The sequence below is a fragment of the Mycolicibacterium neworleansense genome (assembly GCF_001245615.1).
Lineage (GTDB): Bacteria > Actinomycetota > Actinomycetes > Mycobacteriales > Mycobacteriaceae > Mycobacterium > Mycobacterium neworleansense.
In genome coordinates this window covers 1,558,405-1,583,886 of sequence record NZ_CWKH01000002.1, presented here as the reverse complement: position 1 = coordinate 1,583,886, position 25,482 = coordinate 1,558,405, and the positions used below count along the sequence as shown (strand labels likewise).

The 25,482-nt window shown below is 66.1% G+C and carries 30 protein-coding genes and 1 pseudogene; 20 read left to right on the top strand and 11 right to left on the bottom strand.

The genetic code is table 11. The annotated features are described in order from the left end of the window. Nucleotides 1–20 precede the first annotated feature (20 nt). A complete protein-coding gene (lfrA, locus tag BN2156_RS23230; RefSeq protein ID WP_090517210.1) occupies nucleotides 21–1,547 on the top strand; it encodes an efflux MFS transporter LfrA in 1,527 nt (508 codons plus the stop codon). On the opposite strand, the gene BN2156_RS23225 is transcribed toward lfrA, so the two are convergent. After that, nucleotides 1,538–2,017, bottom strand: coding sequence for an anthrone oxygenase family protein (locus BN2156_RS23225; protein WP_090517600.1), 480 nt, complete (start codon nucleotides 2,015–2,017; stop codon nucleotides 1,538–1,540). The genes lfrA and BN2156_RS23225 overlap by 10 nt on opposite strands. 87 nt (nucleotides 2,018–2,104) lie before the next feature. Between BN2156_RS23225 and BN2156_RS23220 the strand changes: the two genes are divergently transcribed. Together BN2156_RS23220 and BN2156_RS23215 are read left to right on the top strand one after the other, a co-directional pair. Continuing rightward, nucleotides 2,105–2,857, top strand: coding sequence for a methyltransferase domain-containing protein (locus BN2156_RS23220; protein WP_090517209.1), 753 nt, complete (start codon nucleotides 2,105–2,107; stop codon nucleotides 2,855–2,857). 16 nt (nucleotides 2,858–2,873) lie between these two features. Beyond that, nucleotides 2,874–3,800 (top strand): AraC family transcriptional regulator, encoded by a 927-nt coding sequence (locus BN2156_RS23215; RefSeq protein WP_090517208.1) that lies wholly within the window; start codon nucleotides 2,874–2,876, stop codon nucleotides 3,798–3,800. Nucleotides 3,801–3,831: 31 nt separating this feature from the next. Here the strand turns inward: BN2156_RS23215 and BN2156_RS23210 are convergent, their stop codons facing one another. After that, the gene (locus tag BN2156_RS23210) at nucleotides 3,832–5,142 is read right to left on the bottom strand and encodes a carotenoid oxygenase family protein (protein ID WP_090517207.1); all 1,311 of its coding nucleotides are present in this window, start codon (nucleotides 5,140–5,142) and stop codon (nucleotides 3,832–3,834) included. Nucleotides 5,143–5,200: 58 nt separating this feature from the next. Here BN2156_RS23210 and BN2156_RS23205 point away from each other — a divergent pair, with 58 nt between their 5' ends. The 3 genes from BN2156_RS23205 to BN2156_RS23195 all read left to right on the top strand — a co-directional run bounded on the left by BN2156_RS23205 (nucleotide 5,201) and on the right by BN2156_RS23195 (nucleotide 7,210). Further along, nucleotides 5,201–5,719 (top strand): PadR family transcriptional regulator, encoded by a 519-nt coding sequence (locus BN2156_RS23205; protein ID WP_090517206.1) that lies wholly within the window; start codon nucleotides 5,201–5,203, stop codon nucleotides 5,717–5,719. 71 nt (nucleotides 5,720–5,790) lie between these two features. After that, the gene (locus BN2156_RS23200) at nucleotides 5,791–6,507 is read left to right on the top strand and encodes a PadR family transcriptional regulator (RefSeq protein ID WP_090517205.1); all 717 of its coding nucleotides are present in this window, start codon (nucleotides 5,791–5,793) and stop codon (nucleotides 6,505–6,507) included. 19 nt (nucleotides 6,508–6,526) lie between these two features. Beyond that, a complete protein-coding gene (locus BN2156_RS23195; RefSeq protein ID WP_090517204.1) occupies nucleotides 6,527–7,210 on the top strand; it encodes a hypothetical protein in 684 nt (227 codons plus the stop codon). On the opposite strand, the gene glpK is transcribed toward BN2156_RS23195, so the two are convergent. Next, the gene (gene glpK / locus BN2156_RS23190) at nucleotides 7,207–8,724 is read right to left on the bottom strand and encodes a glycerol kinase GlpK (protein ID WP_090517203.1); all 1,518 of its coding nucleotides are present in this window, start codon (nucleotides 8,722–8,724) and stop codon (nucleotides 7,207–7,209) included. The two genes, BN2156_RS23195 and glpK, sit on opposite strands and share 4 nt — an antisense overlap. A gap of 9 nt (nucleotides 8,725–8,733) precedes the next feature. Between glpK and BN2156_RS23185 the strand changes: the two genes are divergently transcribed. Beyond that, nucleotides 8,734–9,498 carry a class I SAM-dependent methyltransferase gene (locus BN2156_RS23185; RefSeq protein ID WP_090517202.1) on the top strand — a complete coding sequence of 255 codons (765 nt, stop codon included), beginning with the start codon at nucleotides 8,734–8,736 and terminating at the stop codon, nucleotides 9,496–9,498. 6 nt (nucleotides 9,499–9,504) lie between these two features. Here BN2156_RS23185 and BN2156_RS23180 read toward each other — a convergent pair. Further along, nucleotides 9,505–10,419: pseudogene (locus BN2156_RS23180) on the bottom strand (AAA family ATPase); the annotation flags it as partial. A gap of 129 nt (nucleotides 10,420–10,548) precedes the next feature. Next, the gene (gene eccA, locus BN2156_RS23175; protein WP_090517200.1) at nucleotides 10,549–12,354 is read right to left on the bottom strand and encodes a type VII secretion AAA-ATPase EccA; all 1,806 of its coding nucleotides are present in this window, start codon (nucleotides 12,352–12,354) and stop codon (nucleotides 10,549–10,551) included. 67 nt (nucleotides 12,355–12,421) lie between these two features. Between eccA and BN2156_RS23170 the strand changes: the two genes are divergently transcribed. The 3 genes from BN2156_RS23170 to BN2156_RS23160 all read left to right on the top strand — a co-directional run bounded on the left by BN2156_RS23170 (nucleotide 12,422) and on the right by BN2156_RS23160 (nucleotide 13,642). Next, a complete protein-coding gene (locus BN2156_RS23170; RefSeq protein ID WP_090517199.1) occupies nucleotides 12,422–12,739 on the top strand; it encodes a hypothetical protein in 318 nt (105 codons plus the stop codon). After that, nucleotides 12,736–13,089, top strand: a complete 354-nt coding sequence (locus tag BN2156_RS23165) for a YbaB/EbfC family nucleoid-associated protein (protein WP_090517198.1) — start codon at nucleotides 12,736–12,738, stop codon at nucleotides 13,087–13,089. Before BN2156_RS23170 ends, BN2156_RS23165 begins: the two co-directional genes overlap by 4 nt. A 268-nt stretch (nucleotides 13,090–13,357) precedes the next feature. After that, nucleotides 13,358–13,642: a hypothetical protein gene (locus tag BN2156_RS23160; RefSeq protein WP_090517197.1), complete on the top strand. Its 285-nt coding sequence runs from the start codon at nucleotides 13,358–13,360 to the stop codon at nucleotides 13,640–13,642. Nucleotides 13,643–13,827: 185 nt separating this feature from the next. On the opposite strand, the gene BN2156_RS23155 is transcribed toward BN2156_RS23160, so the two are convergent. Beyond that, nucleotides 13,828–14,532: a hypothetical protein gene (locus tag BN2156_RS23155; RefSeq protein WP_090517196.1), complete on the bottom strand. Its 705-nt coding sequence runs from the start codon at nucleotides 14,530–14,532 to the stop codon at nucleotides 13,828–13,830. Nucleotides 14,533–14,573: 41 nt separating this feature from the next. On the opposite strand from BN2156_RS23155, the gene BN2156_RS23150 reads away from it, so the two are divergent. The 10 genes from BN2156_RS23150 to BN2156_RS23105 all read left to right on the top strand — a co-directional run bounded on the left by BN2156_RS23150 (nucleotide 14,574) and on the right by BN2156_RS23105 (nucleotide 21,865). Continuing rightward, on the top strand, nucleotides 14,574–14,921 hold the full coding sequence (locus BN2156_RS23150; RefSeq protein WP_131725197.1) for a hypothetical protein: 348 nt from the start codon (nucleotides 14,574–14,576) through the stop codon (nucleotides 14,919–14,921). 24 nt (nucleotides 14,922–14,945) lie between these two features. Beyond that, nucleotides 14,946–15,239: a PE domain-containing protein gene (locus tag BN2156_RS23145; protein ID WP_090517194.1), complete on the top strand. Its 294-nt coding sequence runs from the start codon at nucleotides 14,946–14,948 to the stop codon at nucleotides 15,237–15,239. A 49-nt stretch (nucleotides 15,240–15,288) separates the two neighbouring features. Beyond that, nucleotides 15,289–16,371: a PPE domain-containing protein gene (locus tag BN2156_RS23140; RefSeq protein ID WP_090517193.1), complete on the top strand. Its 1,083-nt coding sequence runs from the start codon at nucleotides 15,289–15,291 to the stop codon at nucleotides 16,369–16,371. Then, nucleotides 16,368–17,180: an ESX secretion-associated protein EspG gene (locus BN2156_RS23135; RefSeq protein ID WP_090517192.1), complete on the top strand. Its 813-nt coding sequence runs from the start codon at nucleotides 16,368–16,370 to the stop codon at nucleotides 17,178–17,180. Before BN2156_RS23140 ends, BN2156_RS23135 begins: the two co-directional genes overlap by 4 nt. Before the next feature lie 77 nt (nucleotides 17,181–17,257). Further along, nucleotides 17,258–17,527, top strand: a complete 270-nt coding sequence (locus BN2156_RS23130; RefSeq protein ID WP_090517191.1) for a WXG100 family type VII secretion target — start codon at nucleotides 17,258–17,260, stop codon at nucleotides 17,525–17,527. Between the two features lie 19 nt (nucleotides 17,528–17,546). After that, a complete protein-coding gene (locus tag BN2156_RS23125) occupies nucleotides 17,547–17,837 on the top strand; it encodes a hypothetical protein (protein ID WP_090517190.1) in 291 nt (96 codons plus the stop codon). A gap of 95 nt (nucleotides 17,838–17,932) precedes the next feature. Continuing rightward, nucleotides 17,933–18,712, top strand: a complete 780-nt coding sequence (locus tag BN2156_RS23120; RefSeq protein ID WP_090517189.1) for an ESX secretion-associated protein EspG — start codon at nucleotides 17,933–17,935, stop codon at nucleotides 18,710–18,712. Nucleotides 18,713–18,722: 10 nt separating this feature from the next. After that, nucleotides 18,723–19,715 (top strand): 3-oxoacyl-[acyl-carrier-protein] synthase III C-terminal domain-containing protein, encoded by a 993-nt coding sequence (locus BN2156_RS23115; RefSeq protein WP_159402864.1) that lies wholly within the window; start codon nucleotides 18,723–18,725, stop codon nucleotides 19,713–19,715. A 39-nt stretch (nucleotides 19,716–19,754) separates the two neighbouring features. Further along, on the top strand, nucleotides 19,755–20,075 hold the full coding sequence (locus BN2156_RS23110; protein WP_090517187.1) for a hypothetical protein: 321 nt from the start codon (nucleotides 19,755–19,757) through the stop codon (nucleotides 20,073–20,075). A 32-nt stretch (nucleotides 20,076–20,107) separates the two neighbouring features. Next, entirely contained in the window at nucleotides 20,108–21,865 is a 1,758-nt protein-coding gene (locus tag BN2156_RS23105) for a hypothetical protein (protein WP_090517186.1), read from the top strand. Nucleotides 21,866–21,869: 4 nt separating this feature from the next. On the opposite strand, the gene BN2156_RS23100 is transcribed toward BN2156_RS23105, so the two are convergent. The 5 genes from BN2156_RS23100 to BN2156_RS23080 form a co-directional block, all read right to left on the bottom strand. Further along, nucleotides 21,870–22,166, bottom strand: a complete 297-nt coding sequence (locus BN2156_RS23100; protein WP_090517185.1) for a hypothetical protein — start codon at nucleotides 22,164–22,166, stop codon at nucleotides 21,870–21,872. Then, nucleotides 22,163–22,609 carry a YbaB/EbfC family nucleoid-associated protein gene (locus BN2156_RS23095; RefSeq protein WP_090517184.1) on the bottom strand — a complete coding sequence of 149 codons (447 nt, stop codon included), beginning with the start codon at nucleotides 22,607–22,609 and terminating at the stop codon, nucleotides 22,163–22,165. Before BN2156_RS23095 ends, BN2156_RS23100 begins: the two co-directional genes overlap by 4 nt. 2 nt (nucleotides 22,610–22,611) lie before the next feature. Next, the gene (locus BN2156_RS23090) at nucleotides 22,612–23,565 is read right to left on the bottom strand and encodes a WXG100-like domain-containing protein (RefSeq protein ID WP_090517183.1); all 954 of its coding nucleotides are present in this window, start codon (nucleotides 23,563–23,565) and stop codon (nucleotides 22,612–22,614) included. A 150-nt stretch (nucleotides 23,566–23,715) separates the two neighbouring features. Continuing rightward, nucleotides 23,716–25,218 carry a hypothetical protein gene (locus tag BN2156_RS23085; protein WP_131725196.1) on the bottom strand — a complete coding sequence of 501 codons (1,503 nt, stop codon included), beginning with the start codon at nucleotides 25,216–25,218 and terminating at the stop codon, nucleotides 23,716–23,718. Nucleotides 25,219–25,250: 32 nt separating this feature from the next. Continuing rightward, a complete protein-coding gene (locus tag BN2156_RS23080) occupies nucleotides 25,251–25,481 on the bottom strand; it encodes a hypothetical protein (RefSeq protein WP_090517181.1) in 231 nt (76 codons plus the stop codon). Nucleotide 25,482: the final 1 nt, after the last annotated feature.

Sequence of the window (25,482 nt, the reverse complement as noted above, 5' to 3'; positions counted from 1 at the left end):
AAGTTCTTGGAGCCAACCCCATGTCCACCTGTCTCGAAGGCAGCCCGTCGGTGACTTCAACGCCCAAACGCGCGTGGGTGGCACTGGCCGTATTGATGCTGCCGGTGCTGCTGATCGCCATCGACAACACCGTCCTGGCCTTTGCGTTGCCTGCGATCGCCGAGGATTTCCGTCCCGCGGCGTCCACCCAGCTGTGGATCGTCGACGTCTACTCACTGGTGCTGGCCGCACTGCTGGTCGCCATGGGTGGGCTCGGTGACCGGTTCGGCCGGCGCCGTCTGCTGCTGATCGGCGCGACAGGCTTCGCGGTCGTCTCGGCCGCCGCGGCTTTCGCGCCGAGCGCGGCCTACCTGGTTGCCGCGCGGGCGGCGCTCGGCGTGTTCGGCGCGATGCTGATGCCGTCGACGCTGTCGCTGATCCGCAACATCTTCGTCGACGCCTCGGCACGACGGCTCGCGATCGCCATCTGGGCCTCGTGTTTCACGGCGGGCTCGACGCTGGGCCCGATCGTCGGCGGCGCCCTGCTGCAGCATTTCCATTGGGGCTCGGTGTTCCTCGTGGCCGTGCCGATCCTGCTGCCCCTGCTGGTGCTGGGCCCCAGGCTGGTGCCCGAATCGCGTGACCCGAATCCGGGCCCGCTGGATCTGCTGAGCGTGACGCTGTCGTTCACCGCGATGCTGCCGTTCGTGTGGGCGATCAAGACCGCGGCCCACGACGGCTTCTCGGGCAGTGTCGTCGCGGCGTTCGCGCTCGGCATCGCCTCGGGTGTGCTGTTCGTGCGGCGCCAGAATCGCAGTGCCACACCGATGCTCGACATGGGGCTGTTCTCCTACGCGCCGTTCAGCGCGTCGATCCTGGCCAATTTCCTGTCGATCGTGGGCCTGATCGGGTTCATCTTCTTCATCTCGCAGCACCTGCAGTTGGTCCTCGGCCTGTCGCCGCTGGCGGCCGGCCTGGTGACGCTGCCGGGTGCGGTGGTGTCGATGATCGCCGGCCTGGCGGTGGTCAAGGCTGCCAAGCGGTTTGCCCCCGACAAGCTGATGATCTTCGGCCTGGTGTTCGTCGCGGCCGGGTTCGTCCTGATCCTGGCCTTCCGCCACGATCTGTCGGTGGCCGCGGTGATCGCGTCGTTCGTGGTGCTGGAGCTGGGTGTCGGTGTCTCGCAGACGGTGTCCAACGACACCATCGTGGCGTCAGTGCCCGCTGCGAAGGCCGGTGCGGCATCGGCGGTCTCGGAGACCGCGTACGAGCTCGGCGCGGTGGTCGGCACCGCGACGCTGGGCACGATCTTCACGGCGTTCTACCGCAACAACATCGAGGTGCCGGCCGGACTGACGCCGGCGCAGGCCGCCGACGCCGGTGAGAGCATCGGCGGGGCGACGTCGGTGGCCGCGGACCTTCCCACGGAAATCGCCGAGCGCCTGCTGGATTCGGCCCGCACGGCCTTCGACTCCGGCATCGCTCCGACGGCGGTCATCGCGGCCACGCTGGCGCTGACGGCGGCCGCGATCGTGGCGGCGGCGTTCCGCAGGCAGGCTCAGCGGTAACGCAGGCTGATCAGCAGCAGGACGGCGCCGATGAACCCCGAGGCGGTGCGCACGTGGTTCCATGCCGTCCAACTGGTGAGGTAGTTCTGCCATTCGGCGGCCGCATCGGCCAGGTCGATCCGGTCGAGGTGGTTGTTGAGCGGCACGTTGAACGCGATCGTGATCACCACACCGAGGACCCCGAAGATCGCTCCGGCCAGCAGGATCCAACTGCCGGGCCGGCCGATCTGGGCCACCGCCGTCCCGCCGACGATCAGCGACAGCAACGCCGAGCCGAACAAGAACAGCAGGAACGGCGCGTTGGTGTTGGCCTCGGCGTTCATGCCGCGCATGGCGGTGACCGCCTCGACCGGGCCGGTGCGGTCGAGGCCGCGCATCACGAAGGTGGAGAACGCGTAGAAGATTCCTCCGGCGGCGGCACTTCCGAGGGCGGCGGCTGCGGTGAGGACGACGACTGGGCTGATGGTCATGGCTTCAGTCAACGATGCCGAAGCGAGACGCTCCATCGGTAAGAATCCCGATTCCATACGCGATCGTCTCACTGCGAGGATAGGTCGATGACGTTTGACGAGTTCGTGGCCGAAGCCGACGCCGCGCCGGTCGACGGCTGGGATTTCTCCTGGCTCGACGGCAGGGCCACCGAGGCCCGACCGTCATGGGGCTATCAGCGCCTGATGAGCGAGCGGCTGGCCTCGGTGACCTCGGCGCTGGACATCCAGACCGGCGGCGGTGAGGTGCTCGCCGGGGCTGCCGCCTTCCCGCCGGCCATGGCGGCCACCGAATCCTGGCCGCCCAACCTCGACCGCGCGACCCGGCTGCTCGGGCCTCGCGGTGTCGTCGTGGTCGCCGATCCCGACCAGCCGCCGTTGCCGTTCGCCGATGCGGCATTCGAACTCGTTCTGAGCCGGCATCCAGCCACGGTCTGGTGGGACGAGATCGCCAGGGTTCTCGCGCCGGGCGGTACGTATCTGGCCCAACATGTCGGACCGGCAAGCGTTTTCGAGCTGACCGAGTTCTTCCTCGGGCCGCAACCGGAAGCCCGCAGGGCACGCGATCCAGAACTCGAGTCCGCGGGTGCGCGGGCCGCAGGGCTGGACATCGTCGACCTGCGTGCCGAGCGGCTACGGATGGAGTTCTTCGACATCGGCGCCGTGGTGTACTTCCTGCGCAAGGTCATCTGGATCGTGCCCGGCTTCACGGTTGACATCTACCGCGACCGGCTCGTCGCGTTGCACCGGCGGATCCAGACCGACGGCGCGTTTGTCGCGCACTCGTCACGGCACCTGATCGAAGCCCGCAAGCCGGGCTGAGCGTTACCCTACGGTCGTGGACGCCCTGGTCGGATTGCTCGACGGGGTCCGTGCGCGGGGCGCGTTCGTGTTGCGGCTGCGCATGGATCCGCCCTGGTCTCTGGCCATCCGCGACGAAGCACCGTTGGCACTGATCTGTCAGACCCGCGGTGAGGCGGTGATCGTCGGTACGCGCAGCGGCACGTTCACGCTAGGCCAGGGCGATGTCGCGCTGACTCGCGGTACCGAAAACTATGTCTACGCAGACGATCCGGCCACCTCGCCGAGTGTCGTCATCAATCCCGGGCAGCACTGCACGACTCTGTCCGGCGAGGATCTGCATTTCGAGATGTCGCTGGGCCTGCGCAGCTGGGGAAACAGCGCGACGGGTGCCGCGGAGTCGATCGTGTGCGCCTATGAGGGCCGCAGCGAGGTCAGCGCACGCCTGCTCGACGCGTTGCCCACCGTCCTGGTACTGCGCGCCCGCGAATGGGACACCCCGCTGGTCGATCTGCTCTCACTCGAGGCGGGCCGCGACGGCCCGGGTCAGGAGGCCTACCTGGACCGCCTGCTCGACCTGCTGCTGATCGCCGTGCTGCGCACGTGGTTCGACCGGGACGGGAATGCACCCGCGTGGTGGCAGGCCGAACATGATCCGGTCGTCGGGCCTGCGCTCAAGCTGATCTACAACAATCCGGCCCATCCGTGGACGGTGGCCAATCTCGCAGCGGCGGTGGGTTGTTCACGTGCGGTGTTCGCCCGCCGGTTCAGCGATCAGGTCGGCGAGCCGCCGATCGCGTTCCTGACCGGCTGGCGCCTGGCATTGGCGGCCGACTTGTTGCGCGCCAGCGACACCACGATCGCCGCCGTGGCCCGGCAGGTCGGCTACTCCACACCGTTCGCGTTGAGCAGCGCGTTCAAGCGGTCGTACGGAGTCAGCCCGAATGAGCATCGGGCAGTTTGATCGCGAAGGTGGGTGACAGCCAGCCACCACCTCAGGCGCTGATCCAGTTCCCGTGGAAGCCGTAGGGAACGCGTTGCGGCAGTTTGATGGTGGCGACGGGCGTTCCGCCGAAGTCCGACGCATCCAGGATCACGAGGTCGCTGCCGTCACGTTCGGGGTTGTAGACGTAGCCGAGGTACCACCCGTTGCTCTCGTCGGCCGGACCTGAACCGGGGACGAACACCGCCTCGCCCGGTCCCCCGGCGCCGAGTTCATGGCGCACACCGGTACCGCTGGTCAGGTCGTAGCGGATCCAGGCGTTGTCGGTGACCGACACCGCGTATCGTGCCGGCAGGCCGGCCAGGCGATCGTCGATGCGCGGGAACTCCACCCCGAGATCGTCGAGCTGGCGTTCGCGGACCGCTCCGCTTGCCAGGTCGATGGTCCATTCCCAGAGCACGCCTTCGACGTCGAACCCGCCGTCGTTGCGCCACAGTTCGGGATATCGAACCGCCTGCAGCACAATCGAATCACCGTCGTCGTGTGCGTTGGCGACATGGAACACGTAGCACGGGTCGACGTCGAACCAGCGGATCGGTGCGTCGGCGTCGTCGCGGCGTAGCACGCCGAACCGGGCACCGTAGGTATCGCTCCAGTGGTAGGGCATGTCGCCGTCGTCCTTGACCGCCTTTTCCAGGTCGAACACGATCGGCAGGTCCATGAAGATGACGTGTCGGGCGGTCATCGCGAAGTCGTGCATCATGGTGTGCGCCTTGACATCTACGGGCCGGTTGATGGTCAGCTCGCCGTTGGCGTCGGCACGGTGATAGGTGACGTAGGGCTCGAAGATGCTGCCGTAGCCGAAGAAATGCAGCTCCCCGGTCGTCGGGCAGATCTTGGGGTGCGCGGTCATCGAGTCGACCAGCTTGCCGCCGAAGTCGTAGGCACCCACGGTTTCGAGGTCGTTGGTGATCTCGTAGGGCAGCGAGGATTCCACGAGTGCCAGGGTCTTGCCCGCGTGGTTGACCACGTGGGTGTTGGCGACGGCCGACCGCAGGTTTCGGGTGCCGTCCTTGTTGTAGAGCGGAAAGTCCTTGATGAAGCTGTCGGTGCGCACCCAGCGGTTGCGGTACCACTTGGCCGCACCGTTCTCGATGCGGACACCGTGGATCATGCCGTCGCCGGTGAACCAGTGCGCGGTCGCCTGACGCGGGTTGGGCCCGTTGCGCAGGTACCAGCCGTTGAGTTCGGCGGGGATGGCGCCGTCAACCGGCAGGTCGGATTCGGTGAGTTCGTCGGCGACCGGCGCGTAGTTCCCGTACCGGAAGAAGTCTCGTTCGCCGATCGGCAGGGCTGAGGTCATGCATCCAACGGTGACATTCCACAACTGACATGTCAATAGTGAACGGTAGACTGGCGGCATGAGTCTGCGCATGGCGGCACTTGGCCTGTTGGCACAGCACCCCGGCAGTGGGTACGACCTGCTCAAGCGGTTCGAGAAATCGATGGCCAACGTGTGGCCGGCCACCCAGAGCCAGCTCTACGGCGAGCTCAACAAACTGGCCGGCACCGGGCTGATCGAGGTGTCGGCGATCGGCCCGCGCGGACGCAAGGAGTACCGCATCACTCCCGCCGGCCGCACCGAACTGCAGCGCTGGATCACCAATCCCGCCGACGACCCACCCGAGCGCAGCGCTGGGCTGTTGCGGGTGTTCTTGCTCGGCGAATTGCCTCGCGACCAGGCCCGCGACCACTTGGCCGCACTCGCCGCCCACTCCGAGGCCGAGGTGGCGCGACTCCAAGAACTGGAGGCCTCCATCCGCTGGTCCGATGCCGATGACGACCTGTACGGGCACGCAGCCTTGGAATACGGGCTGCGCTTCAACGCCATGCAGGCGGAGTGGGCGCGCTGGCTCAAGAAGACTATCGACAACCGATAGATTCCGATATATCGTTGACGCATCGGACGCGCGGTTCAGCGCTCCCCAACGACAACGAAGGATTTACTCCAATGACCAACCCATTCAATCCATCCAGCGGCTTCGGATTTGTCCCCCTCGGACGGGAAGAAGCCCGCATCATGTTCGATCAGGTCCGCACCGCACGCCGCGACATGCGTGAGCAGATGCGTGCCCAGGCGCGCGCGGCGCGTGAGCACGGCACGGATGCCAACTGCCAGACCGGGTTCAATTTCAACCCCGGCGGCGGACTCGGTTTCGGCTTCGGGCCGGGACCGTTCGGCCGGCCCGGCGGCGGACCTTTCGGCGGACACCGTGGCCGCGGCGGGCGACGCGGACGACGCGGCGATGTGCGTGCCGCCATCCTGACCTTGCTGGCCGAACGGCCCATGCACGGCTATGAGATGACGCAGGAGATCGCGACCCGCAGCAACAACCTGTGGAAGCCCAGCCCCGGCTCGGTGTATCCGACGCTGCAACTGCTGGTCGACGAGGGACTGATCATCCCGGCCGAATCCGAGGGCAGCAAGAAGACCTTCGAGCTGACCGAGGAGGGCCGCCAGGCCGCCGCCCAGATCGAAACCCCGCCGTGGGACCAGATCGCCGATGACGCTGATCCCGGTGCTCTCAACCTGCACTCGGCCGCCAGCCAGCTGATGGCTGCGGTCGGCCAGTCGGCCTACGCCGCCGGCGACGACCAGCGGCAACGCATCCTCGACGTCGTCAACACGGCCCGCCGCGAGATCTACCAGATCCTCGGCGAGGAGTAGCAGCCCGTAGGCTGCCCTCGTGAGCAGCCTTGTCACAACCATCGCGCCGGCCGTCGTCGCAGTACTGACCGCGGCCGGCGCGGTCATCGGAATCGAATTCCGCGATGTCGACGCCTATGCGCGCCGGCGCGGCATCTGGCAGTGGCTTCTGGTCCTGCTTGCCGCAGCCGCGACGCTGGGGGCGATCGGCTCGGCATCCGGTGTCGGAAACCTGCTGGAAGCCACCATCATGGCGGTGGTCGCCGTCGCCGCCGTGGTCGTCGCCCATGCGATGTGGCGCCGACGCGTCCCCGATGCCGAGCCTCGCAACGTCGCGATCGCCACGACGGCGGCCGCCTGCGCGGTCCTGGTGATCGCCGGGACGACCGCGCTGACCTACACCGGCGACAAGGGCTGCCGTCAGGTCGATCCTCTGGTGCAATCCAGCCTCGACAGTTGGGGCGCACTCATGCCGACGCTCGATGCGAACCAGGGCCCGACCGCCGGTGACTTCGCCGAGTGGGCCAAGATCATCGGCGAGCAGGCCGATCAGGTCACCGACGGTGAGGTGGCTCAGCATGCGCACCGAATGGGTGAGCTGGCGGGGCAGATCGCCGACTCCGTCAGGACCAACGACAAAGCCCAGCACGTATTGCTCGGCAAGCAGTACGAGGACGAACTCCGGCCCATCCTGAAGCGGTGCCAGATCTCGGTGTCCCGCTAGATCTCCACCCAGTCCAGGGTGCGCTCCACCGCCTTCTTCCAGCCGGTGTAGCCACCCGAACGCTGTTCGTCATCCCACTGCGCGCTCCAGCGCTGGCCTTCCTGCCAGTTGGCCCGTAGGTCCTCGGCGCTGTCCCAGAATCCCACCGCGAGCCCGGCCGCGTACGCCGCGCCCAGCGCCGTGGTCTCGGCCACGACAGGCTTGACCACGTCGACTCCGAGGACGTCGGCCTGAATCTGCATGCACAGCGCGTTGGCGGTGATACCGCCGTCGACTTTCAGAACCTCAAGGTGCACACCGGAATCTGCTTCCATGGCCTCCACCACGTCGCGGCTCTGGTAACAGATCGCCTCCAGGGTGGCCCGCGCCAGGTGGGCGTTGGTGTTGAAGCGCGACAGCCCGACGATGACGCCTCGGGCGTCGGAACGCCAGTACGGCGCGAACAATCCCGAGAACGCCGGAACGAAATAGACGCCGCCGTTGTCGGCCACTTGCCGCGCCAGCGCCTCGCTCTGTGCCGCGCCGCTGATGATGCCCAGCTGATCGCGCAGCCACTGCACGGCCGAGCCGGTCACCGCGATCGAACCCTCAAGGGCGTAAACGGGTTTCGCGTCGCCGAACTGGTAGCACACCGTGGTGAGCAGCCCGTTCTCCGAACGGACGATCTTCTCGCCGGTGTTGAGCAGCAGGAAATTACCCGTGCCGTAGGTGTTCTTGGCCTCACCGGGCTCCAGGCACACCTGACCCACCATCGCGGCCTGCTGGTCGCCCAGGATCCCGGTCACCGGCACCTGCCCGGCCAGCGGCCCGTCGTCGCGGGTGATCCCGAACGAGGACGGGTACGACGACGGCCTGATCTCGGGCAGCATCTGGCGCGGAATCGAGAAGAACGACAACAGTTCGTCGTCCCAGTCCAGGGTTTCCAGGTTCATCAACATGGTGCGGCTGGCGTTGGTGACATCGGTGACGTGCACGCCGCCGCGGTAGCCGCCGGTGAGGTTCCAGGTCACCCAGCTGTCGGGCGTACCGAAGATCGCGTCACCGTTCTCCGCATCGCGCCGGACGCCCTCGACGTTGTCGAGGATCCACTGGATCTTGCCGCCCGAGAAGTACGTCGCTGGCGGCAGCCCCGCCTTGCGGCGGATCACGTCACCGCGGCCGTCCCGATCCAGCGCCGCGGCGATGCGGTCGGTGCGGGTGTCCTGCCAGACGATGGCGTTGTGGTACGGCCGGCCGGTGTGCCGGTTCCAGACCAGCGTGGTCTCGCGCTGATTGGTAATGCCCAGCGCCGCAAGGTCCCCGGCCACGAGATCGGTCTTGTTCAGCGCTGTCATGATCGCCGCGGAGGTGCGTTCCCAGATCTCCACCGGGTTGTGTTCCACCCACCCCGCCTTGGGCAGGATCTGCTGGTGCTCAAGCTGATGACGGCCCACCTCGGCACCGGAGTGATCGAAGATCATGCATCGGGTGCTCGTGGTGCCCTGGTCGATTGCAGCTACGAAGTCGGCCGGCATTGGTCCATCATGGCTTACATGGCTGCCGACCCCACAGATATCGACCGGATGCCACGGGGCGGGTTCCGGGCCTCGTGCCTGGACCGGCTGCTGCAGACGGACCGGCTGGAGTACCTGGACCGCGACGACGTCGACGAATCGACCAAGCGGCAGGTGATCGGGGCGCTGGACTGGACCGGCCGGTTCTTCAAGAACCACGAGCGGTTCGCCGCGATCGCCCTCGATCTGGTCGCCGATGTGCCCGATCCGCGGATCCTGGAGTTGGGCGCGGGGCACGGCGGGGTGTCACGCCAGCTGCTGGCCGATCATCCGTCGGCCCGCGTCACGGTCACCGACGTCGACGCGGAGTCGGTGGCCCGCATCGCCGCGAGCGACCTGGGCAGCCACCCTCGCGCCGAGGTCCGCCAGATGGACGCCACCGCCATCGACGGCGCCGACGGCAGTTACGACCTGGCGCTGTTCGCCTTGTCGTTCCATCACCTGCGCCCGGCACAGGCCGCACGGGTGTTCGCCGAAGGTACCCGGGTTGCCGACACGCTGCTGATCATCGACCTGCCGCGCCCGCCCGCCCCGCTGCACCTGCTGCGGCTGGCGACAATGCTCCCGGCGGCCGTGCTGCTCCCGTTCGTGCACGACGGTGTCATCAGCTCACTGCGCAGCTACAGCCCTTCGGCGTTGCGCAGCCTGGCCCGCCACGCGGACCCGTCGATCGAGCTCACGCTGCGCAGCGGGCTGAACCTGCCGCAGATCGTGATCGCGAGGCGCGCAAGGTGATTCGCCTCAGGCGCGCCGTTTGACCTGCGGCGCCACCGAGAAGAGGTCCGCCACGGTGGAGGCCAGCTCCAGGAAGGCCTGGCGTGTCGGCCCGCTGAGGAAGCCCAGGTCCACCTCGGCCCCCTCGGCCAGGTGATCGTCGAACGGGATCACGTGCAGTGCGCGCACCCTGGGCAGGAAGTGGTTGGACAGCTGACCCATGTCGAGCCCGAGTGCGCCCGGCCGCGATGCGCTGACCACCACGACCGCCTTCGGTACCAGGTGCGAATAGCCGTTGCGCTCAAGCCAATCCAATGTGGCGAGGGCACTTCGTGCCGAATCGATGGCAGGCGATGCCACGATCACGATCATGTCCGCGACGTCGAGCACGCCCGCCATCGCCGAGTGCACCAACCCGGTGCCGCAGTCGGTCAGGATGATGTTGTAGAAGCGCTGCAGCACACTGAGCACGCCGCGATAGTCGTACTCCGAGAAGGCTTCCGAGGTGGCCGGATCGCGCTCGGACGCCAAGATCTCCAGACGGCTCGTGCTCTGGGAGGTGTGGCGGCGGATGTCGGAGTAACGCGAGATGCCGTCATCGAGGAGCACGTCGCGCACCGTTGAATCGCATTCGTTGGGTCCGCGCTGCGCCAGCGTTCCGAAGTCCGGGTTGGCGTCCACCGCGATCACCCGGTCACCACGCGTCGCCGCCAGGGTGGCCCCCAGCCCGACGGTGGTGGTGGTCTTGCCGACCCCGCCCTTCTGGGACAGCAGGGCGATGTTGAACGGTCCGCCGACCACGGGCTGGTTGACCCGGTCGAGGAGCGACTTGCGGCGGGCCTCCTGCTCCGAGACACCCGGGTTGATGCCCGTGGCCCGGTAGACGGCCTTGCGCCAGCCCGACTTCGGCGTGGGCGCGGTACGGATTAGACCGAGGTCGCCATTGCTCAGCACCACCGAGTGGCGCTGGTTCTCCGCGGCCCCCGGCCTGATCGACGTGAACGGAGTCGGCTCCGGCGGCCCGACCGTGAGCCGCTGGTCATCGCTGTCGGTCATCGCTGCTTCCTTCCGTCAACTCGATGCCGTCATGCCGAGCACCTGTTTGAGTGCCGCCTGCATGTCGGCCAGTTCGATCCGCATCAGCTGCTTTTCGTCGAGTTCCGCCAGGTTCGTCCCGTGCATCTCGCTGAGCCGGTATTCACGTTCCTCCTCGGCGGCCTCGATCACGTTGCGCACGAAGCGGCCGTTGCCGGCCAGGTCGATGCCAGGACGTAGTTGCCCCGACTGATCGATCGCCTCGCTCTGACAAAGTGCGATGCAGGAGGTGACGAGTTCCTCGTGGGCGGCCTCCGACAATTCCGAATCCCTGGTGCGTGCGACCAGTTTTCCGATCTCCCCGAGTTCGGTCGGACCGTACGAGCCGAACCGGATCCGTTTGGTGAACCGCGATGCCAGACCGTCGTTGGAGGCCAGGAAGCGGTCGATCTCGGCGTCGTAGCCGGCAATGATCACGACCAGGCGGTCTCGATCGTTCTCCATGCGGGCCAGCAGAGTGTCGACCGCCTCACGGCCGAAGGCGTCGCCGCCGGACAACCCGGTCTGGATCAGCGTGTATGCCTCGTCGATGAACAGCACGCCATCCATCGCCGAGTCGATCAGCGCCGTCGTCTTGATCGCGGTGCTACCGAGATGCTGGCCGACGAAGTCGTGGCGCTTGGCCTCCACGATGTTGGGCGTCCGCAGCAACCCCAGCCCGCAGTAGGTCTGCGCCACCACCCGGGCGATCGTGGTCTTGCCGGTTCCGGGCGGGCCGGTGAACGCCAAATGCAGGCTGCGCGCCGCCGAGCTGAGCCCCTTGTCCCCGCGCACCTTTGCCAGCATCGCCGCCGATTTCAGTTTGGCGACTTGAAGTTTGACCTCTGACAAGCCGATCTGCCGGTCCAGCTCCGCCTGCGCCGCCCGCAGATATTCGTTGCCGCGCTCGGACAGATCCTCGGCCATGAGGTCTTCCGCCGACGGCACGCTGGTCGGGTCCCACCGGTCGGTGCGCGCGTCGACGAGCTCCTTCGAGGTGATCACCAGGCGGTACTTCGGATCGGCCAGCGCGGCGGCGTTCGCCTCGAATCCAGGGTCCTCGCTGTAGATCCGTTCGAAGATCACCCTGGCGTCCTGCTCTTCGCCCATCTCGCGCAGGGTCAGCCCCTTGCAGAATTCCGCCGCCCGCCGCGCTCCCGGAACCGGACCCTCGATGGCCCGGTCGAGCCGGCGGATACCTTCGCCGAACAGGCCCATCTGTGCGCAGGCCGAGCCGACCATCAGATCGGCACCGGCGCCGATGTAGTTGTCGGTGAACGCTCCCGACTTGCTCAGCGCGGTGAGGACGTCGGGCCAGCGCTGCGTGGTGAAGTGCAGTACCCCACGGATGTACGCCCGGATCTCTCCGGTGTCGCCGTCCGACGTCGTGGTCTGGTCCAGTTTGTCGAGCACCTGCTCGGCCTCGTCGAAATCCTTGGCGCCGATCATGCTGGCGGCATATGCCAGCCACATCTCGGTCTTGGTGCTCAACGGGTAATCGAGATAAAGGCCGGTTTGGAAGCGCCCACTCAATGCGCGTTGCGGCAGCCCGAGTCGGCGCTGTTCACGGAACAACGACAGTGTGCTGGTTCGGTACAGGTGATAGATGACCTCGGGACTGGTATCACCGGTAGCCGCGCGGCCCAACCACGCATCGCACATGTCCGGGTCGTATTCCGTGGCCCGGCGGAACGCCAACGCCGCGTACGGCAGGTCACGTTCGGTCTCCAAGCCGTCGATGGGAATGCCGAGCGACAGCACTCCGGCATCGAAAACCCGCTGCGCATCGGTGGATCCATTCATCGGAGGTGACACATCTCCTCACTGCGGTCAGCCGCGATTCGACCGCGAGTGTACTAAGTTGAGCAGAATGGCACAGCCGGTGCAGTCAGCTGGCGGAACGATCTCGGTACACACCACCGAACGCGGTCTGCCCGTCGCGCTACGCCTCGACCCCGTCGAGTTGAAGAAGCCCCCGGACCAACTGGCCGAGGAGATCATGGCACTGTGTCGCCTGTCAGCGGCCCGCGCTCAGGTCGAACGCAGGCGCGACCTGGCCGAAAAGGGTTACAGCGCATCAGTTGTCGAACCCCTGCGGCTGGCCACGGAGGACGAGTTGGCCCGCGCCGAAGACGCCGTGCTCGACGAAGAGGACGACCTCCCGACGACCTGGGGCAGGTCGGTATGAGCGGTCTCGCCGACTCCTTGATGGCCCGCATCCGCAAGCAGCGCGACCTGATGCAAGCGATGGACGAGCACTGCCAATCGATTTCGGCGCGCGTCACCAGCCGTGACGGGAACGTCAGTGCCGAGGTCGACGGCATGGGGACGATGACCGGACTCTGGCTCGGGCCCGCCGCACACAAGCTGGGCGCGGACGCGCTGGCCAAGCTCATCGTCGAAACTGCCGGTGCTGCCGCGCAGGTCGCGACGGCGCGGCAGCAGTTTCTGTCCCAGGAATTCGCGCAGCGGATGGAAGAACTGAACCAGGCTCCGTTGACCCGTTGGGACGGCAGCACTTTCGAACCTGAGCGTTAGCGACTTCGCTGGGCAAACCGAGCGCGGCCCGGCGAAGCCTGCCCAGCGATGGACCCCTGAACTGCGACGCAGCCGTCGTCACGCCCGTACAACGCACACGATAACTGGTATTCCAGCAATTTTTTCTGTTCCGCTAATTACCAAAACAAACGATCTACAAGCATTATTCGCGAAAAATTCAGTTAGCTGAGTCCGGTCGGCGCGGCTATAGTTTATTGGTCTCGTGCCCACACAGCCCCCGCTTACCAGCTGGAAAGGTATTAGCACGATGAGCGATCTTTTCGCCGCCCAACCATCCGGGATGGCTACTTTCTCCGCCGCGAACGAGGCGGCCGGATCGGCGATATCCGCAGCCGGATCCGCCGACTCGGCGGCGATGCTGATGTCCGCCGCGGCCGCCCTCGGACCGATCGGAGCGGTCTATCTCGCAGCATTCGGCCCAGCTCAAGCCAACAATTTGGCCGGGACGCTCCTGGTGGGCGGGGTGCATACCGCTACCGGCGCCGCCACCAGCGTGTCCCGCGCCGCCGTCCTGTCCAACGAAGACGCCTAGGCCCGCCGCGCCATGCCCACAGTTTTGCCTCCCCGGCCGGTAACCCCTGTTGACCAGTTGGCTCAGCAGGTTCCCGGCTACGATCCCACCCCGGTTATCGCTGCTCAAGAACAGAATCTGCAAGACTTTCTGAATTTGCCAGTACGACAAATACTTGAGCGTCTCGGTTTGCCACCAATTGCGGATCAAAAGCCGGCAGAAGAACCGCCGCCCGAGGGGCAGCCCGAACAGCAGCCACCCGCCAATCCCATGGATCCGAGCGCACTGATCAGCCCCGTCACCGATGCACTCGGCACCTTGGGCAGCGGCATGTTCGACGGCGTCGATCCCACGACGATGCTCCAGGCCATTTCGAAGACGCTCGACTCCACCGGCGGCTCGATGCAGAAGTCGGTCAGCTCGGTGGGCGACGCGTGGCAGGGTGCCTCCGGCACCGCCGCGGCGGCCAAGACCACCGCCGCCGTTTCCGACGGTGCCAAGGTCGGTGCCCAATCCGACGCGCTGAGCAACAGTTTGACCACGGCGGCCGCCAACGTCGGCCAGGCCCGGGTGCGGCTCATCGCCATCATCAGCGAGTTCGCCGCCACGATCGCAGCCATCGGACCGATGATCATCTTCCCGTGGGGCTGGGCAGCGGCAATCGCGGCCGCCAACAAGGCGATTGCCACCACCGCCGAGGTGATGACCGAACTGCAGACGTCACTGGCCACCCAGGCTGCCCAGGTCACCACGGCCGGCGCGCCGGTGGGGATCACCGCCGCTCCCGAGGCTTCGTCGCTGGCCGGCCTGGCCCCGCTGATGCCGATGGCACTCAAAGGCGCCGAGGCCGGCGTGCAGGCAGGCACCGGCGCGGCGTCGGCGGCCAGCCAGTCCGCCGCGAATCCCGCCATCGATCCCAGCCGGAGACGGGCTCCCGGTCGGCGGCGCCGGGATGGGTGCCGGCGCGGGCGGCGGTGGTATCGGCGCAGGCGCATTGCCTCCCCGCTCACTCCCGATGACGTCGATGCTGCAGGCGGAAAGCGCCAGTGCCCCAGCACAATCAGCTGCGCCCCGGGTGGGCGGTGTCGGCTCGCCGGGAATGATGGGCGGCGCACCCTACGGGCCCATGGGAGCCGGTCAGGGCGCCAACGCGTCGGCGAGCAACAACCACACGTCGGCATCGTTCTTGCACACCACCGACCAAGGCAGCGAGATCGTCGGCGATCTCGGTACCGCGGCACCCCCGGTCCTCGGGGAGGCCGATCCGTATCAGGCTCCGGACGTCGAACTTCGGATCTAGTCATCCCAACCAAGGAGAAGCGCCATGGCCGACAACGCCGGTATGTCCATCCAGCCCGCAGAGGTGCAGGAAGTCAGCCGTCAACTCGACGAACTCGCCAACCGCGTCCAGCGGGTGATGGCCGACGAGGCGCCGAACCTGACGGTGACCCCGTCCGCCCGCGACGAGGTGTCTCAACGAGTTGCCCAGACACTCAACGAGGTTCACGCCTCGTTCGGCACCTCCGCCGATCAGGGCTCGACTGAGATCCACGAGATCGCGGCGACGCTGCGCGGGCATTCGTCCAATATCGCGGCGGCCGAGGACTTCGCCGGCTGACATCGGCACGACCATCTGAGTTCTTTTCGACGAGGGGAGGTTTCCGGGCGTGGGGTTCACCGACGTTGCGTGGGAGTCACGCAGCACCGAGCAGCTGGCTCGCGACCTCACCGAGGGGCCCGGACCGGCATCTGTCGGTGGAGCGGGCGCGGCCTGGATCCGGGTTGCCAATGAATTGGCAAATGTCTCCGTCGAATTCGACAAGGTGCTGGCGCGCCTGCGGACTGCCTGGGACAGCCAGGCCTCCGATGCCGCGGCACACCGCCTCGAGGAGTTCGGCAAGTGGTTGCAGGCGATAAGCCTCAGCGCGGCAGCCAACGGGCAACGCGCCGAAGAAGCCGCGGTGGCCAACACCGTGGCGGTGCTGGCGATGCCCAGCGTGTCCGAAGCGGTCGAGGCCAAGACCGCCCAGGACATGATGGCCTCGCTGGCCGCCTACAACGGGGCCGTGCTGACCGGCACGTTCGCCGAGTTCGACGCGGCCGCCACCGCCGATCAGGCCAACGCCGCGGCCGTCATGCAGCAGTACGAGGAGGCCGTGGCTCCCCTGGCCCAGCCGTGGGAGCAACCCGTGCCTCCGCAGGTGTCGAACGGCAATGCGCTCAAGGCCGAACAGGGAGCCGACGCAGCGTCCGGCGGCGCCGGCGGAGCGTCCGGTGGCGCCGCCGCGATACCACCACCACCGCTGTCGCCCATGTTCGCACCGGGCGTCAAGTCGAGCGCCGACCCGAAGGCGTTGCAGAAGACGGGATTCGCCGGCACCGGCGGCGGCTCGGGCAGCGGAATGAGTGGCGCCCCCTATGCGCCGATGGCTGCGATGGGACGCGGCGACCAGAACCGCGACTACGAATCGGTACAGCCCGCCGCGACCCTGGATGGCGCGGGCGAGCCGGGTGCCGGGGTGTCGGACGCCGGGCAGGCCTGGCTTCCCGCGGCCCAGCAGAACGACGCACCGTTCATGGTGTCGAACGTCAGTTGGGGTCCCGACACCGCGGTGTTCGACGAACTCGCCGCGCCCGATGTGCCCGCCGGTGAGGGCTTCGCCGATGAGCCGGAGCGCACTCTCGAGCAGGTGGACAGCCGCTGGGTCACTCCCCCGGTGATAGGTGTCGACCGGGGGCTGAACCTATGACGACATCGCTGACGCCACAGTTCGTCGTCACCGACGACGAACTGCACGTCCTGGCATCGTGTCTCGGGGTCCAGGCGCTACCGCTGGTGCTGGACCTACGACAGCGGCACCCCACCGGGACCGCACGGACTGAGGCCGTCAGGCACGCCACCAGGAGCCTGACCGAGCGCGGATTGCTGTCGGCCGGCGAGGTGGGCACTGAACTCGCCGCGGTGGTGCAGTCGTTGCAGCGGCCCGATCGCGAGCTGGCCATGCGGCTGGTCACCCCCGACGGGCTGGCCCGCGTCACGGTTGTGCGGTATGGCGCGCAATGCATCTCGGCCTGCCGGGTGGGTGATGACATCACCTTGGAGCTGATCGACGACGGCGCGAACCTGTCCAGCGCCGCGGGTGCCCTGCTGCGTCGCCTCCCGGCATCCGCACCGGCCGAGATCAGCCCGGTCGGTGCTCCCCTCGACGATGTCAGCCAGGCATTGTCGGACACCCATGACGCCACGGTGTTGTCCGACCGGATCCGCGCGCTGGGGGCCGACCCACGCTCTGCGATGACGCTGGGTTCGGCACTGGCCGCACGGTTGGCGTTCGCCGAGATCGTCTACTACGCACTCGATGACGACGTGGACCGCATCTCGCGGTCCGCCGGAGCGGTCGGCGTCTTCTACACCAAGCGCGGTCGGATCGTGGGCGCCACCAGCGCATCGCCCAGCGGCCAGTTGTGGACCACCCTCAAGCCGGGGTCGGACCACACGATCAAGCAGGCCATCGGCCAACTCGTCGAGCTGTCCGGCTACAGATGGGGGGACTGCTAGATCCGCTCCGTGTTCACTAGCGAATTCTCAACCACCGTCCGGCGATTGGCGCCGGTTATGACAAAGAGAGGTAAGGCATGACGCTTCATCTGACGCCCGCGGAAGCTCAGCAGAAGATCGAGAACATCGACAAACAGATGATGGATGTCCGGCGGCTGGCCGCCCAGATCCTCGACCAGACCGAATCCATGACCGCCAGTTCGTGGACCGGCGGCAAGGCGGCGAAGTTTCGCGGCATCATGACGCAGCATCACGAAGACTTCAACTACGTCATCAACAACCTGCAGCAGATCGTCGACAAGGGGAAGTCTGACATCAACGCCCTTGTCACCCACGACGCCGACTAGAAATCGAAAGGTTTGATCAATGGACACGGATAGCATTCGGTACCAGTACGGAGCCAACTACGCGTCCCTGGACGACATCCAGGGAGCGACGAACAACGCGCAGGCAATGCGCGAGGAAGTCAGCCAGGTCTTCGCTGCGCTGCAGGGCGTGTACGAGGGCCAGGCCGCAGAGACGCTGAACCAGAAGCAGATTCAGATCCTGGGGCAGATGGACGCGATCCTCAACGAGATCACCCAGACCCGCACCGGGGGCAATCAGTCGCAAGAGGATGCCGCAGCGCTCGACGCACATCTTGCCGGCGGCTTCTGAGGCGTAGTTTTGTCGGCGGGCTCGGTTGTCGGCTTCATCGCGACCGAGCCCGCTTATGCGTTCGTTGCCGGCTGCCAGAGAGGAAGGGGCTCACCATGATCACCGACAACGTGGCCCCGCTGCGCCATGACGTCGAACCATGGTTCATGAGCGGTTTCGCGTTCCGCTGTGTCTGGGAGGCACTGGGCCTCGACAATCTGCCGTCCCCGCTGTCCTACCGCCACCGCGGGCGGACCTACATGTCCGAGGTCGAGGCCGATCGCGCCACCGTGCTGGCTCGGTTGCGGGCCAGCCTGAACCCGAATCGGGTTCGTATCCTTGAGGCGTTGCGGTACCCGGCATACCTCCTGCAGGGATTCGGCCAGATCGAGTCCGGCGAGGTCTATCGGCTGCTCGGCGTGATCGGCACGACGGGTTATTGCGCGGTCATCACGCAGGACCCCAGCGAGCAACTCATCTTCGGCGAAGACGTTCAGATCATCGGCTGCGTGAACATCGACTTCCCCCAGGTCGTCCTGGAAGCGCTCCCGGCATACCAGCCCGGCACCCGGCCTCGCAAGGAAGAGCTGCTCGAGGACGAGACGCCCGCCTCGGCCCTGCGGGACGCGAAGATCACCGGATCGATTGTGCTCAGCGGCTCGCCCGAGTTCACCATGGACTACCAACTCCTCAACGCCGACCACCTGACCCTGATCAACGTCGCCGACGACGGTGCCTACGTGGTGAACGAGGGCACGAAGGCATTTCAGATCATCCCGGCGACGGTCCCCAATCTCATGCAGGTCTTCAAGAAGATCGAGAAGCGGCAATCAGAAGCGCTGGCGGAGAAGCTCTCTGCCGCACAGGCGGACCGGGAGTTCGATGCCCTACCTTGACACCGTTTCCGTGTACGTGCCCGAGGGCACGGACAGTCAGGGCCGCCCGAAACATCTCGCGACGGCAGCATCGGAGATGCAGTCGGTCCACGAGATGGTGGAGAACGCAGCGCGTCGGATCGACGGTTCCGCGCTGTCGGCGGCAGCGGACAGCATGGCGGCATCTTTTCATTGCGGCACCCTGTATCAGGGCGAACATTTCTGGCCGATCCAGAACTCGATCCAGCAGTCCGTGTTGGGCAGGACCTCCGCTGGTTCGGCGACGGAGATCCGTCAGTTCTGCTCGGGTGGCCTGTACGGCGTGATGCTCGCCGATGCTGTGCTGCAGGCGGGCTGGGCCGGCGACTATGCGATGGTGACCGGCGGCGACAGCATCTTCTACTTCGACCGGCACGAGTATGCGGCCAGTCCCGCCACCGAGGGTTCGCTGCTGGGCGACAGCGGTTTCTGCGCGCTCCTGAACCGCACGGACGGGTTCGCGCGAATCGTGTCTGCCGCCGCACGCTCGCACAATCCGTCTGAAGGCATGATGCACGGCAGGCCCGACGGCGCCATCGACGATCCGACGTTCCCGACGTTGGCAGATTGGATCGACCGGTGGGAGAACTATGACCGCCGCGGTCCGGGCACGGTGAGGGACAACGCAATAGCCAGCTTTCGGGTTGCCGTCAGAACCGTGACGGAATGCTATGAACGCGCGGGCCTGAAGCCCGACGACATCGATTGGTTCGCCCCGTCCTTCATCGAACCGAGCTACGTCACCGACATGCTCGCCAAACAGACGTTCCTGCAGCCCGCGCCCGGCCTATACGAGTTCGCCGCACAATTCGGGCATCTGACCGTCTCGGATTTCGGGGTGAACCTCGCCTATCTGACGAACAACAAGATCGCCAAGGTGGGAGACCTGGTGCTGCTGTTCGCAGCCGGGAATTTCGTCAACTGCGCTGCCGTCCTCCTGCGGATTGAGAAAGAGGTGACCCTGCCATTCAATATGCCGGCGTGACACCGAGTTTCGCATGACCGATCACCGCAGAGGAGAATCATGACCAACCCATGGGGCGGCCTGGACGCCGACGCCGTCAACAAGAAGCTCTATCTCGACCCGACTGTCATCTCGGAAGTAAACCGGGTGTTCGAGCCGTATGAGGAAAGCCTTGAGACCCTCATCGGTGATTCGCTCGATGAGACGACGGGATACTTCGGGACGCCGGAAAACCCTCTGGCAGTTCTTGTTCAGAAGGTATTCGATGACCGCGGCAAGCAATTGACCGATTATCTGAAGGAGCAGTTGACGCAGACGCAGGGCTTCGTCAAGACTGCACGCGACGCGGCGGAAGCCATGCGGACCGCCGAGAACGACTAGCCACAGTACCAACGGGACGGCGTAGAAACACTATGAGCGGCTTCGGCAATCACCTCGGCGCCACGCTGGGCACGAGCACCAACGAAGAGGGCAAAAGTGGCGCCATCTATGACAACGCCTTCGTCACCAATTCCAACTACCCCAAACGCGCTGCGCTGATCGGCGAGGATGGCAAGTTCATCCAACTGGACTCGGATTTGCAGGATGAGAACAAGGTCGCCAAGTACCAGCCGAACAGCGATCTCCTCGGCGAAGTCCCAGGATTGATATCGGACAACAGCACGTATCTGGAGGTGCAGGACAAACTCTCCGGTCCCGAGTCGCTGAACTGGGAGGGCAAATCCTTCATCTTCATGCGCAAGGAGAGGGATTCGCTGAATCCGGGCAAGATTGAACAGCTGGGCAAGGACTGGACGGAACACGGCGAGACTCTGAAGACGACCTCCAAGGATTTCAAGGAGACCGTCAACAAGACGATCGAGGGAAAGTGGTCCGGTGACAGTGCAGCAGCAGCCGAAGCGGCGTCCAAGCAGGTGACCAAGACCTCGATCTACGATTTCACCTTGGCTTCCGACGCGATAGCCGACCGGCTCACCGTGCTCCACGATGCGTTCACCAGCCTTCGGGACCAGTTCCCGACCTATGCCAACGACCAGTTGATCGAAGATGGTGATTTCGACAAGGCGAAGCTCGACGCGAAGATCGCCGATTTCAATTCCAAGTACCACATCGACGGCAGTGGCTACCTGCGCAACAACGATGACGGATACGTGACCGCGGCCGACGCACTCAAGCAGCTGGACGAGATCAACCGCTCCATCGACGCCTACCAGAAGGCAGTCCAGCTGTTTCAGAACATCTACAACCCGACCGTCGAGGCGGTCACGAAGAACTTCCCCAACCTGCCGACCCCGCCGAACATGAAGTACGGGGATCCCACCGGCCCCGGGGGTCCGGGCGGCGACCCAACCGGTCCCGGCGGCGGTGGCAAGCCGTTCACCCCGGGTGGCGGTGGAGGCACCAAGCCTTTCGACAAGTCGGCCTTCGACAAGCTGAAAACCGACAAACCGACCGACTTCGAGAAATACAAACCAATCGACCAAAAGCCGATCGACCAAAAGGATTCCACGACCGATCCCACCAAGGATGCCCTCGACAGTCTCAAGGATCCGGTCAAGTCGGCGATCGACACGGCGACCAACGCCGCCAAGGACGCGATCGGCCAGGCGATGGATGCCGCCAAGAATGCGGCCGGGCAGAACCCGCTGGGACAGGGCCTGGGAGGCCCGCCCGAGGGTGTACTCGGCCTGGGGCCACAGGGACTCGGCGGTGCCGGTGCGGGCAAGGGCGCAGGCGGTGCCGGTGGCGGGGTTCCGTTGCGCGGCATGCCGAGCGGACTTGCGACGGGAACGCCCGCAACCGCAGCGGCGAAGATGCCTGCCGGGGCGGCCGGGGCCGGAGCCGGCCTTGGCGCCGGAGCGGGCAGCCCGGGTGCGGGCGCCCCAGCCGCGGGCCAGCGGGGCGATCAGAACGGGAAGGGCCACCAGGTCAACAAGGCTTTGCGGCGCAAGAAGAACGGCAAAGACGTCATCGGGGACGCCGAGGCAGCGGTACCGGTGGTCGGCGCCGACGAGGAAGCCGAGCAGCAGGAGAGAATGCCGGCCGACAGCCAAGAGCCCCGGCGCCGCATTCCGCAGCGCGGCACCACCTGGCAGCCCGATTCGGCTGTCCAGACCGGACCGGCGCGTCCGGCCCGTGGACAACAGTTCGCGCCGGGGCGCTCGGAGTGAAGCGTCAGGGCTTGTCTTGTTGTTCCAGAGCGTCTGCGGTGATGTGCAGGCCGGCGGCGTAGTAGTCGAGTAGGTCGGTCTTCGCGGTGATCGACCCGTCAACCCAGTCCCGTTGTGCCTTATAGCCTTTGGCGCCGTCGGCGAACTGCTTGCCGATCTTGTCGTGCCCCCACGCTTCGCCTTCACCGCTGAGCATCTGCATCAGCGCCGACTGGACGGCTTTCATGTCGTTACTGACATAGGCCAGATATCGTGCGGTGCCCCGCAGGTCGGCCGGCGTAACGCCCAGCGGTACGGTCATCGCGCACTCCTCACGGTGGGATAGTCGTCTGGCTCTTCTTCGCCTTCGGTGTGCGGAATCGGCGCCACGGTCGACAGCAGGTCTCTGATGTCAGGGGCGCCCTCGACGATGTCCGACAGCGAGGGCATCTGCTCACGCCGCTGCGCCAGCGGGGCAAGGAGTTCCGCCACCATCAACTGGACGGCGTGGACGGCGTCCTGGGCCGCGGCGGTGATGTGCCATCCGAGATCTGCCAGATCATGTTCATCCAAATAGGATTCGCTGACCGCCGTCTGGATGACCACACCATCGGAGTCCACGGTCACCGTGACGGTCCCGTCGGCGCTGGCGGCTGTGGCCGACAACGCTGCTCGCTCCTGTTCGACCACAGCGAGATCGGCGAACTGCTCCTGTACGAGGGCCAGCGCATCGATCAGCTCATGCCGAGCAGCGTCGTTGTCCACGTCTAGTCCCCGTCTCCCCCGCCGGCCGCGGCGGCACCGCCGCCGTCCGCAGTCGACGCCTTGGTGCTGTGCGCCGCCGCTCTACCCCGCACCCCGCCGGTGACGGCCGTGGGCACCGATCCGAGTACGGATACGGGATCGATGGCCTGACCGGTGGCCAGGGCACCGGTCACCTTCTTGGACATGCCGGCGACGTATCCGACGGCCGCACCCTTGAGAGCCGAATTGCCAAGGGCTCGCTGACCGTAGATGCTGACCGTGCCCTGGGCGGCGCCGCCGACGGAGTTGGCCACTGCGACGGTTCCCAGGCGGTTCCAGTCGACCCCGTTCTGATGGCCCTTGGACTGTTGCACGCCCTGAATGAACAGCTCCTGCCCAAGGGCCTCGGCCGCCTCGACGCCGGACTTCTTGATGATCCGATGCACCGTCGTCTTCGTCATGGCCTTGCCAAGGTCGGTCATGACATCTTTGAGCAGGACCGCCACCATCTGACGGATGGCTGCGGTGGTAGTCCCCTCGATGAGGGGGATCTGGGCCGCCGATGCACCGAAGGTCACCGAGGTCTGAGCCAGAGCCCACGAGATCTCGAAGGCTGCGATCGCCAGCGATGTCAGGATCTGCAACTTGGTGTATTCGATGTTCTTGCCGGTGCTTTCGGACAGCGTGCCGAGCGCGGCCATCGCATCGGCGAGCTTGTCGACGGATGCGTCACCGTCGAACAACAACGCGAACTGCCCGTCGGCGGCGCCGGCGGTCACACCCTGCAGGACAGCACTGGTGCTCGCCCGCATGCGGTTCAGTTCGGGTATCAGCGCCCTCAATTGTTCGGCGCGGTCCCCCCATTCCCCGCCGATGCGGTACATGGCGTCCTCGTCGCCTTTCGGCCATTGCGAGCCGACCAGGTAGGAGACCCATTGGAGCGCCGCGGGTATCTGCAGGGTCACGCGTACCCCCATCGGCGAAATGTTCCATGCAGCATCTTGATCGACGCTATGGCCCGCTATCGGCTTGCGCCATTCGGCGCAGCCTTGTTCGCCAAGAGTTCAGCTACCGGCCAGTTCGTTGTTGACCAGGCCGAAGTTGTTGCACCCCAATGTATTAAGACATCATCCGGCGAGCAATCCGGCCAGACTGAGTTGGTTTACCGCAACATCCAACTCGGCTTCCGGCAGGTCGGCGAACAGCGGGGACACATCATCGAAGCTCACGCTTCCCCTGGTCGCGGCGGCCAACAGGGCGCGGCATTGATCCGTTGCGACCGAACCGGTTTGAGCTGCCATCGCCGCAGCAGTCGCGTCCGGAGTCCAGATCGCGGGCAGCGCCGCTTCGAGCTCGCCGGAGGTGTCGCTGCCTCCGCGATACCACCGGCCGTTGGCCCACCAGAAGCAGAAGCTCAACAAGCCGTTGCGGTTTCGGGTGTTCAGCACGCTGTCGTTCACCCAGGCGGGCGCCCCGGAGTACAGATCCGGCAGCGGCTTCCCACCGTTGTAAGCGGCATCGAGCAGTGCGGAGTTCCACTTCCCACCTGAGAGCACCGCTCGGTCACCGGGCAGCAGGTACAACGTGGCTCCGCTGCGGCGGTCACTTTCGAACCAAGCGTAGCCAGGAAAGATCCGTGGTCCCCAGTCCGATCCGGCGCCGGCATAGGCGGCCGACAGCGTCGCCCAACGGGCGAGCAGCTCGGGCAGCGGGGGGATCTCGTCAGTGGCGACCGCGGTGCGCCCGGCGGCACTGTCCGCGGCGGCCGCCTGGGCGGCGGTGCGCGGATCTCGCCCCTGTGCCTCGGGCCCGGCGACATATGCGGCGAGCCAGACCGGCAGGTGGCTCCGTGGATAGGCTTCCAGATCGTCGCGGTAGTACTCCGGGGTGACCAATTGGTCCTCGGGGAACGGCTCGTCGCCGTAGTCATAGTTGACCGCCATCTCGCCGCGGTTGGTGACGTTCAGCAGCAGCCGCCACCAAGGACCGGCACTCATGCGCGCCGAGACCTCACGTTGCCTTTGCACCAACTCGGCGATCGCCTGCGGCACCGGTACCAGGCCTGCCCGGTCGGCCGCATAGAACTGCAGCTGCGCGATCTGTGAAGACACCGTGAAGGCAAATTCGGCGGTGTATTCCTCCCAGCCCGCGGGGCCGAGCGAGGCCAGTTGCTGGGCGATGGGCTCCAGCAGTCGCGAGGCCTCCTCGGCGACGGCTTCATCCCCCGAGGGAGCGCCTGCGGCAGACGGCGACTCCGGCTGTGGCGGGTCGACGAGGGTGAAATCTGCGATCGCGGCCGGACCATCACCGGCTGCCGTGTTGAACTGCTTCTCGAACTCCGCCATGAAGGCGGCCTCGTCGGCAAGGCCGGAGGCCGGAGCCGCGGTGCGCTCTGTGGCGCTGAACTGGTCGCGGGCCTGCTGGGGCGGGATCGAGGAGGACACCTCTTCGATGCGACCTGAGTCGCCGACCAGGAAGGTCGACCGTCCCACCGGAATGTCCAGGAAAGCCATCGGGTCGCTTTCGTCGACCTCGACCGGCGCGTACACACTCCATCCGGAGTCGAAGCGATCGGCCGCCAAACCCTCAGTCGGGTAGTCGAGCCCCCGCGACCTGATCCAGTCAGTCACCAACGAGATTGCCTGTGCCGCTTCCATTGCGTCTACTTTCCCTCTCGTTCAGCTTCGATGACATCGGCGAGCGCGGAGCGCTCCGCCTGTTGACGGGCCAGCAACTGGGCGCTGAAGGTGGTCCACGCCGCGTCCTGCTCCGGCGTCATCTGGGCACCGTTGACCTCGGACTCGATGGTCGGATGAAGATCGAGGAACTGGTTGAACAGCGCACCCATCTCCCTGCTGTGCTTGCGGTTGAGCTCAATCCGTCGCGGGTCCATG

Coding starts and splice junctions, on each gene's coding strand:
- lfrA (WP_090517210.1), top strand. CDS start 21: ATGTCCACCTGTCTCGAAGGCAGCCCGTCGGTGACTTCAACGCCCAAA.
- BN2156_RS23225 (WP_090517600.1), bottom strand. CDS start 2,017: ATGACCATCAGCCCAGTCGTCGTCCTCACCGCAGCCGCCGCCCTCGGA.
- BN2156_RS23220 (WP_090517209.1), top strand. CDS start 2,105: ATGACGTTTGACGAGTTCGTGGCCGAAGCCGACGCCGCGCCGGTCGAC.
- BN2156_RS23210 (WP_090517207.1), bottom strand. CDS start 5,142: ATGACCTCAGCCCTGCCGATCGGCGAACGAGACTTCTTCCGGTACGGG.
- BN2156_RS23205 (WP_090517206.1), top strand. CDS start 5,201: ATGAGTCTGCGCATGGCGGCACTTGGCCTGTTGGCACAGCACCCCGGC.
- BN2156_RS23200 (WP_090517205.1), top strand. CDS start 5,791: ATGACCAACCCATTCAATCCATCCAGCGGCTTCGGATTTGTCCCCCTC.
- glpK (WP_090517203.1), bottom strand. CDS start 8,724: ATGCCGGCCGACTTCGTAGCTGCAATCGACCAGGGCACCACGAGCACC.
- BN2156_RS23185 (WP_090517202.1), top strand. CDS start 8,734: ATGGCTTACATGGCTGCCGACCCCACAGATATCGACCGGATGCCACGG.
- eccA (WP_090517200.1), bottom strand. CDS start 12,354: ATGAATGGATCCACCGATGCGCAGCGGGTTTTCGATGCCGGAGTGCTG.
- BN2156_RS23170 (WP_090517199.1), top strand. CDS start 12,422: ATGGCACAGCCGGTGCAGTCAGCTGGCGGAACGATCTCGGTACACACC.
- BN2156_RS23165 (WP_090517198.1), top strand. CDS start 12,736: ATGAGCGGTCTCGCCGACTCCTTGATGGCCCGCATCCGCAAGCAGCGC.
- BN2156_RS23160 (WP_090517197.1), top strand. CDS start 13,358: ATGAGCGATCTTTTCGCCGCCCAACCATCCGGGATGGCTACTTTCTCC.
- BN2156_RS23155 (WP_090517196.1), bottom strand. CDS start 14,532: ATGGCGGGATTCGCGGCGGACTGGCTGGCCGCCGACGCCGCGCCGGTG.
- BN2156_RS23150 (WP_131725197.1), top strand. CDS start 14,574: ATGGGTGCCGGCGCGGGCGGCGGTGGTATCGGCGCAGGCGCATTGCCT.
- BN2156_RS23145 (WP_090517194.1), top strand. CDS start 14,946: ATGGCCGACAACGCCGGTATGTCCATCCAGCCCGCAGAGGTGCAGGAA.
- BN2156_RS23135 (WP_090517192.1), top strand. CDS start 16,368: ATGACGACATCGCTGACGCCACAGTTCGTCGTCACCGACGACGAACTG.
- BN2156_RS23130 (WP_090517191.1), top strand. CDS start 17,258: ATGACGCTTCATCTGACGCCCGCGGAAGCTCAGCAGAAGATCGAGAAC.
- BN2156_RS23125 (WP_090517190.1), top strand. CDS start 17,547: ATGGACACGGATAGCATTCGGTACCAGTACGGAGCCAACTACGCGTCC.
- BN2156_RS23120 (WP_090517189.1), top strand. CDS start 17,933: ATGATCACCGACAACGTGGCCCCGCTGCGCCATGACGTCGAACCATGG.
- BN2156_RS23110 (WP_090517187.1), top strand. CDS start 19,755: ATGACCAACCCATGGGGCGGCCTGGACGCCGACGCCGTCAACAAGAAG.
- BN2156_RS23105 (WP_090517186.1), top strand. CDS start 20,108: ATGAGCGGCTTCGGCAATCACCTCGGCGCCACGCTGGGCACGAGCACC.
- BN2156_RS23100 (WP_090517185.1), bottom strand. CDS start 22,166: ATGACCGTACCGCTGGGCGTTACGCCGGCCGACCTGCGGGGCACCGCA.
- BN2156_RS23090 (WP_090517183.1), bottom strand. CDS start 23,565: ATGGGGGTACGCGTGACCCTGCAGATACCCGCGGCGCTCCAATGGGTC.
- BN2156_RS23080 (WP_090517181.1), bottom strand. CDS start 25,481: ATGGACCCGCGACGGATTGAGCTCAACCGCAAGCACAGCAGGGAGATG.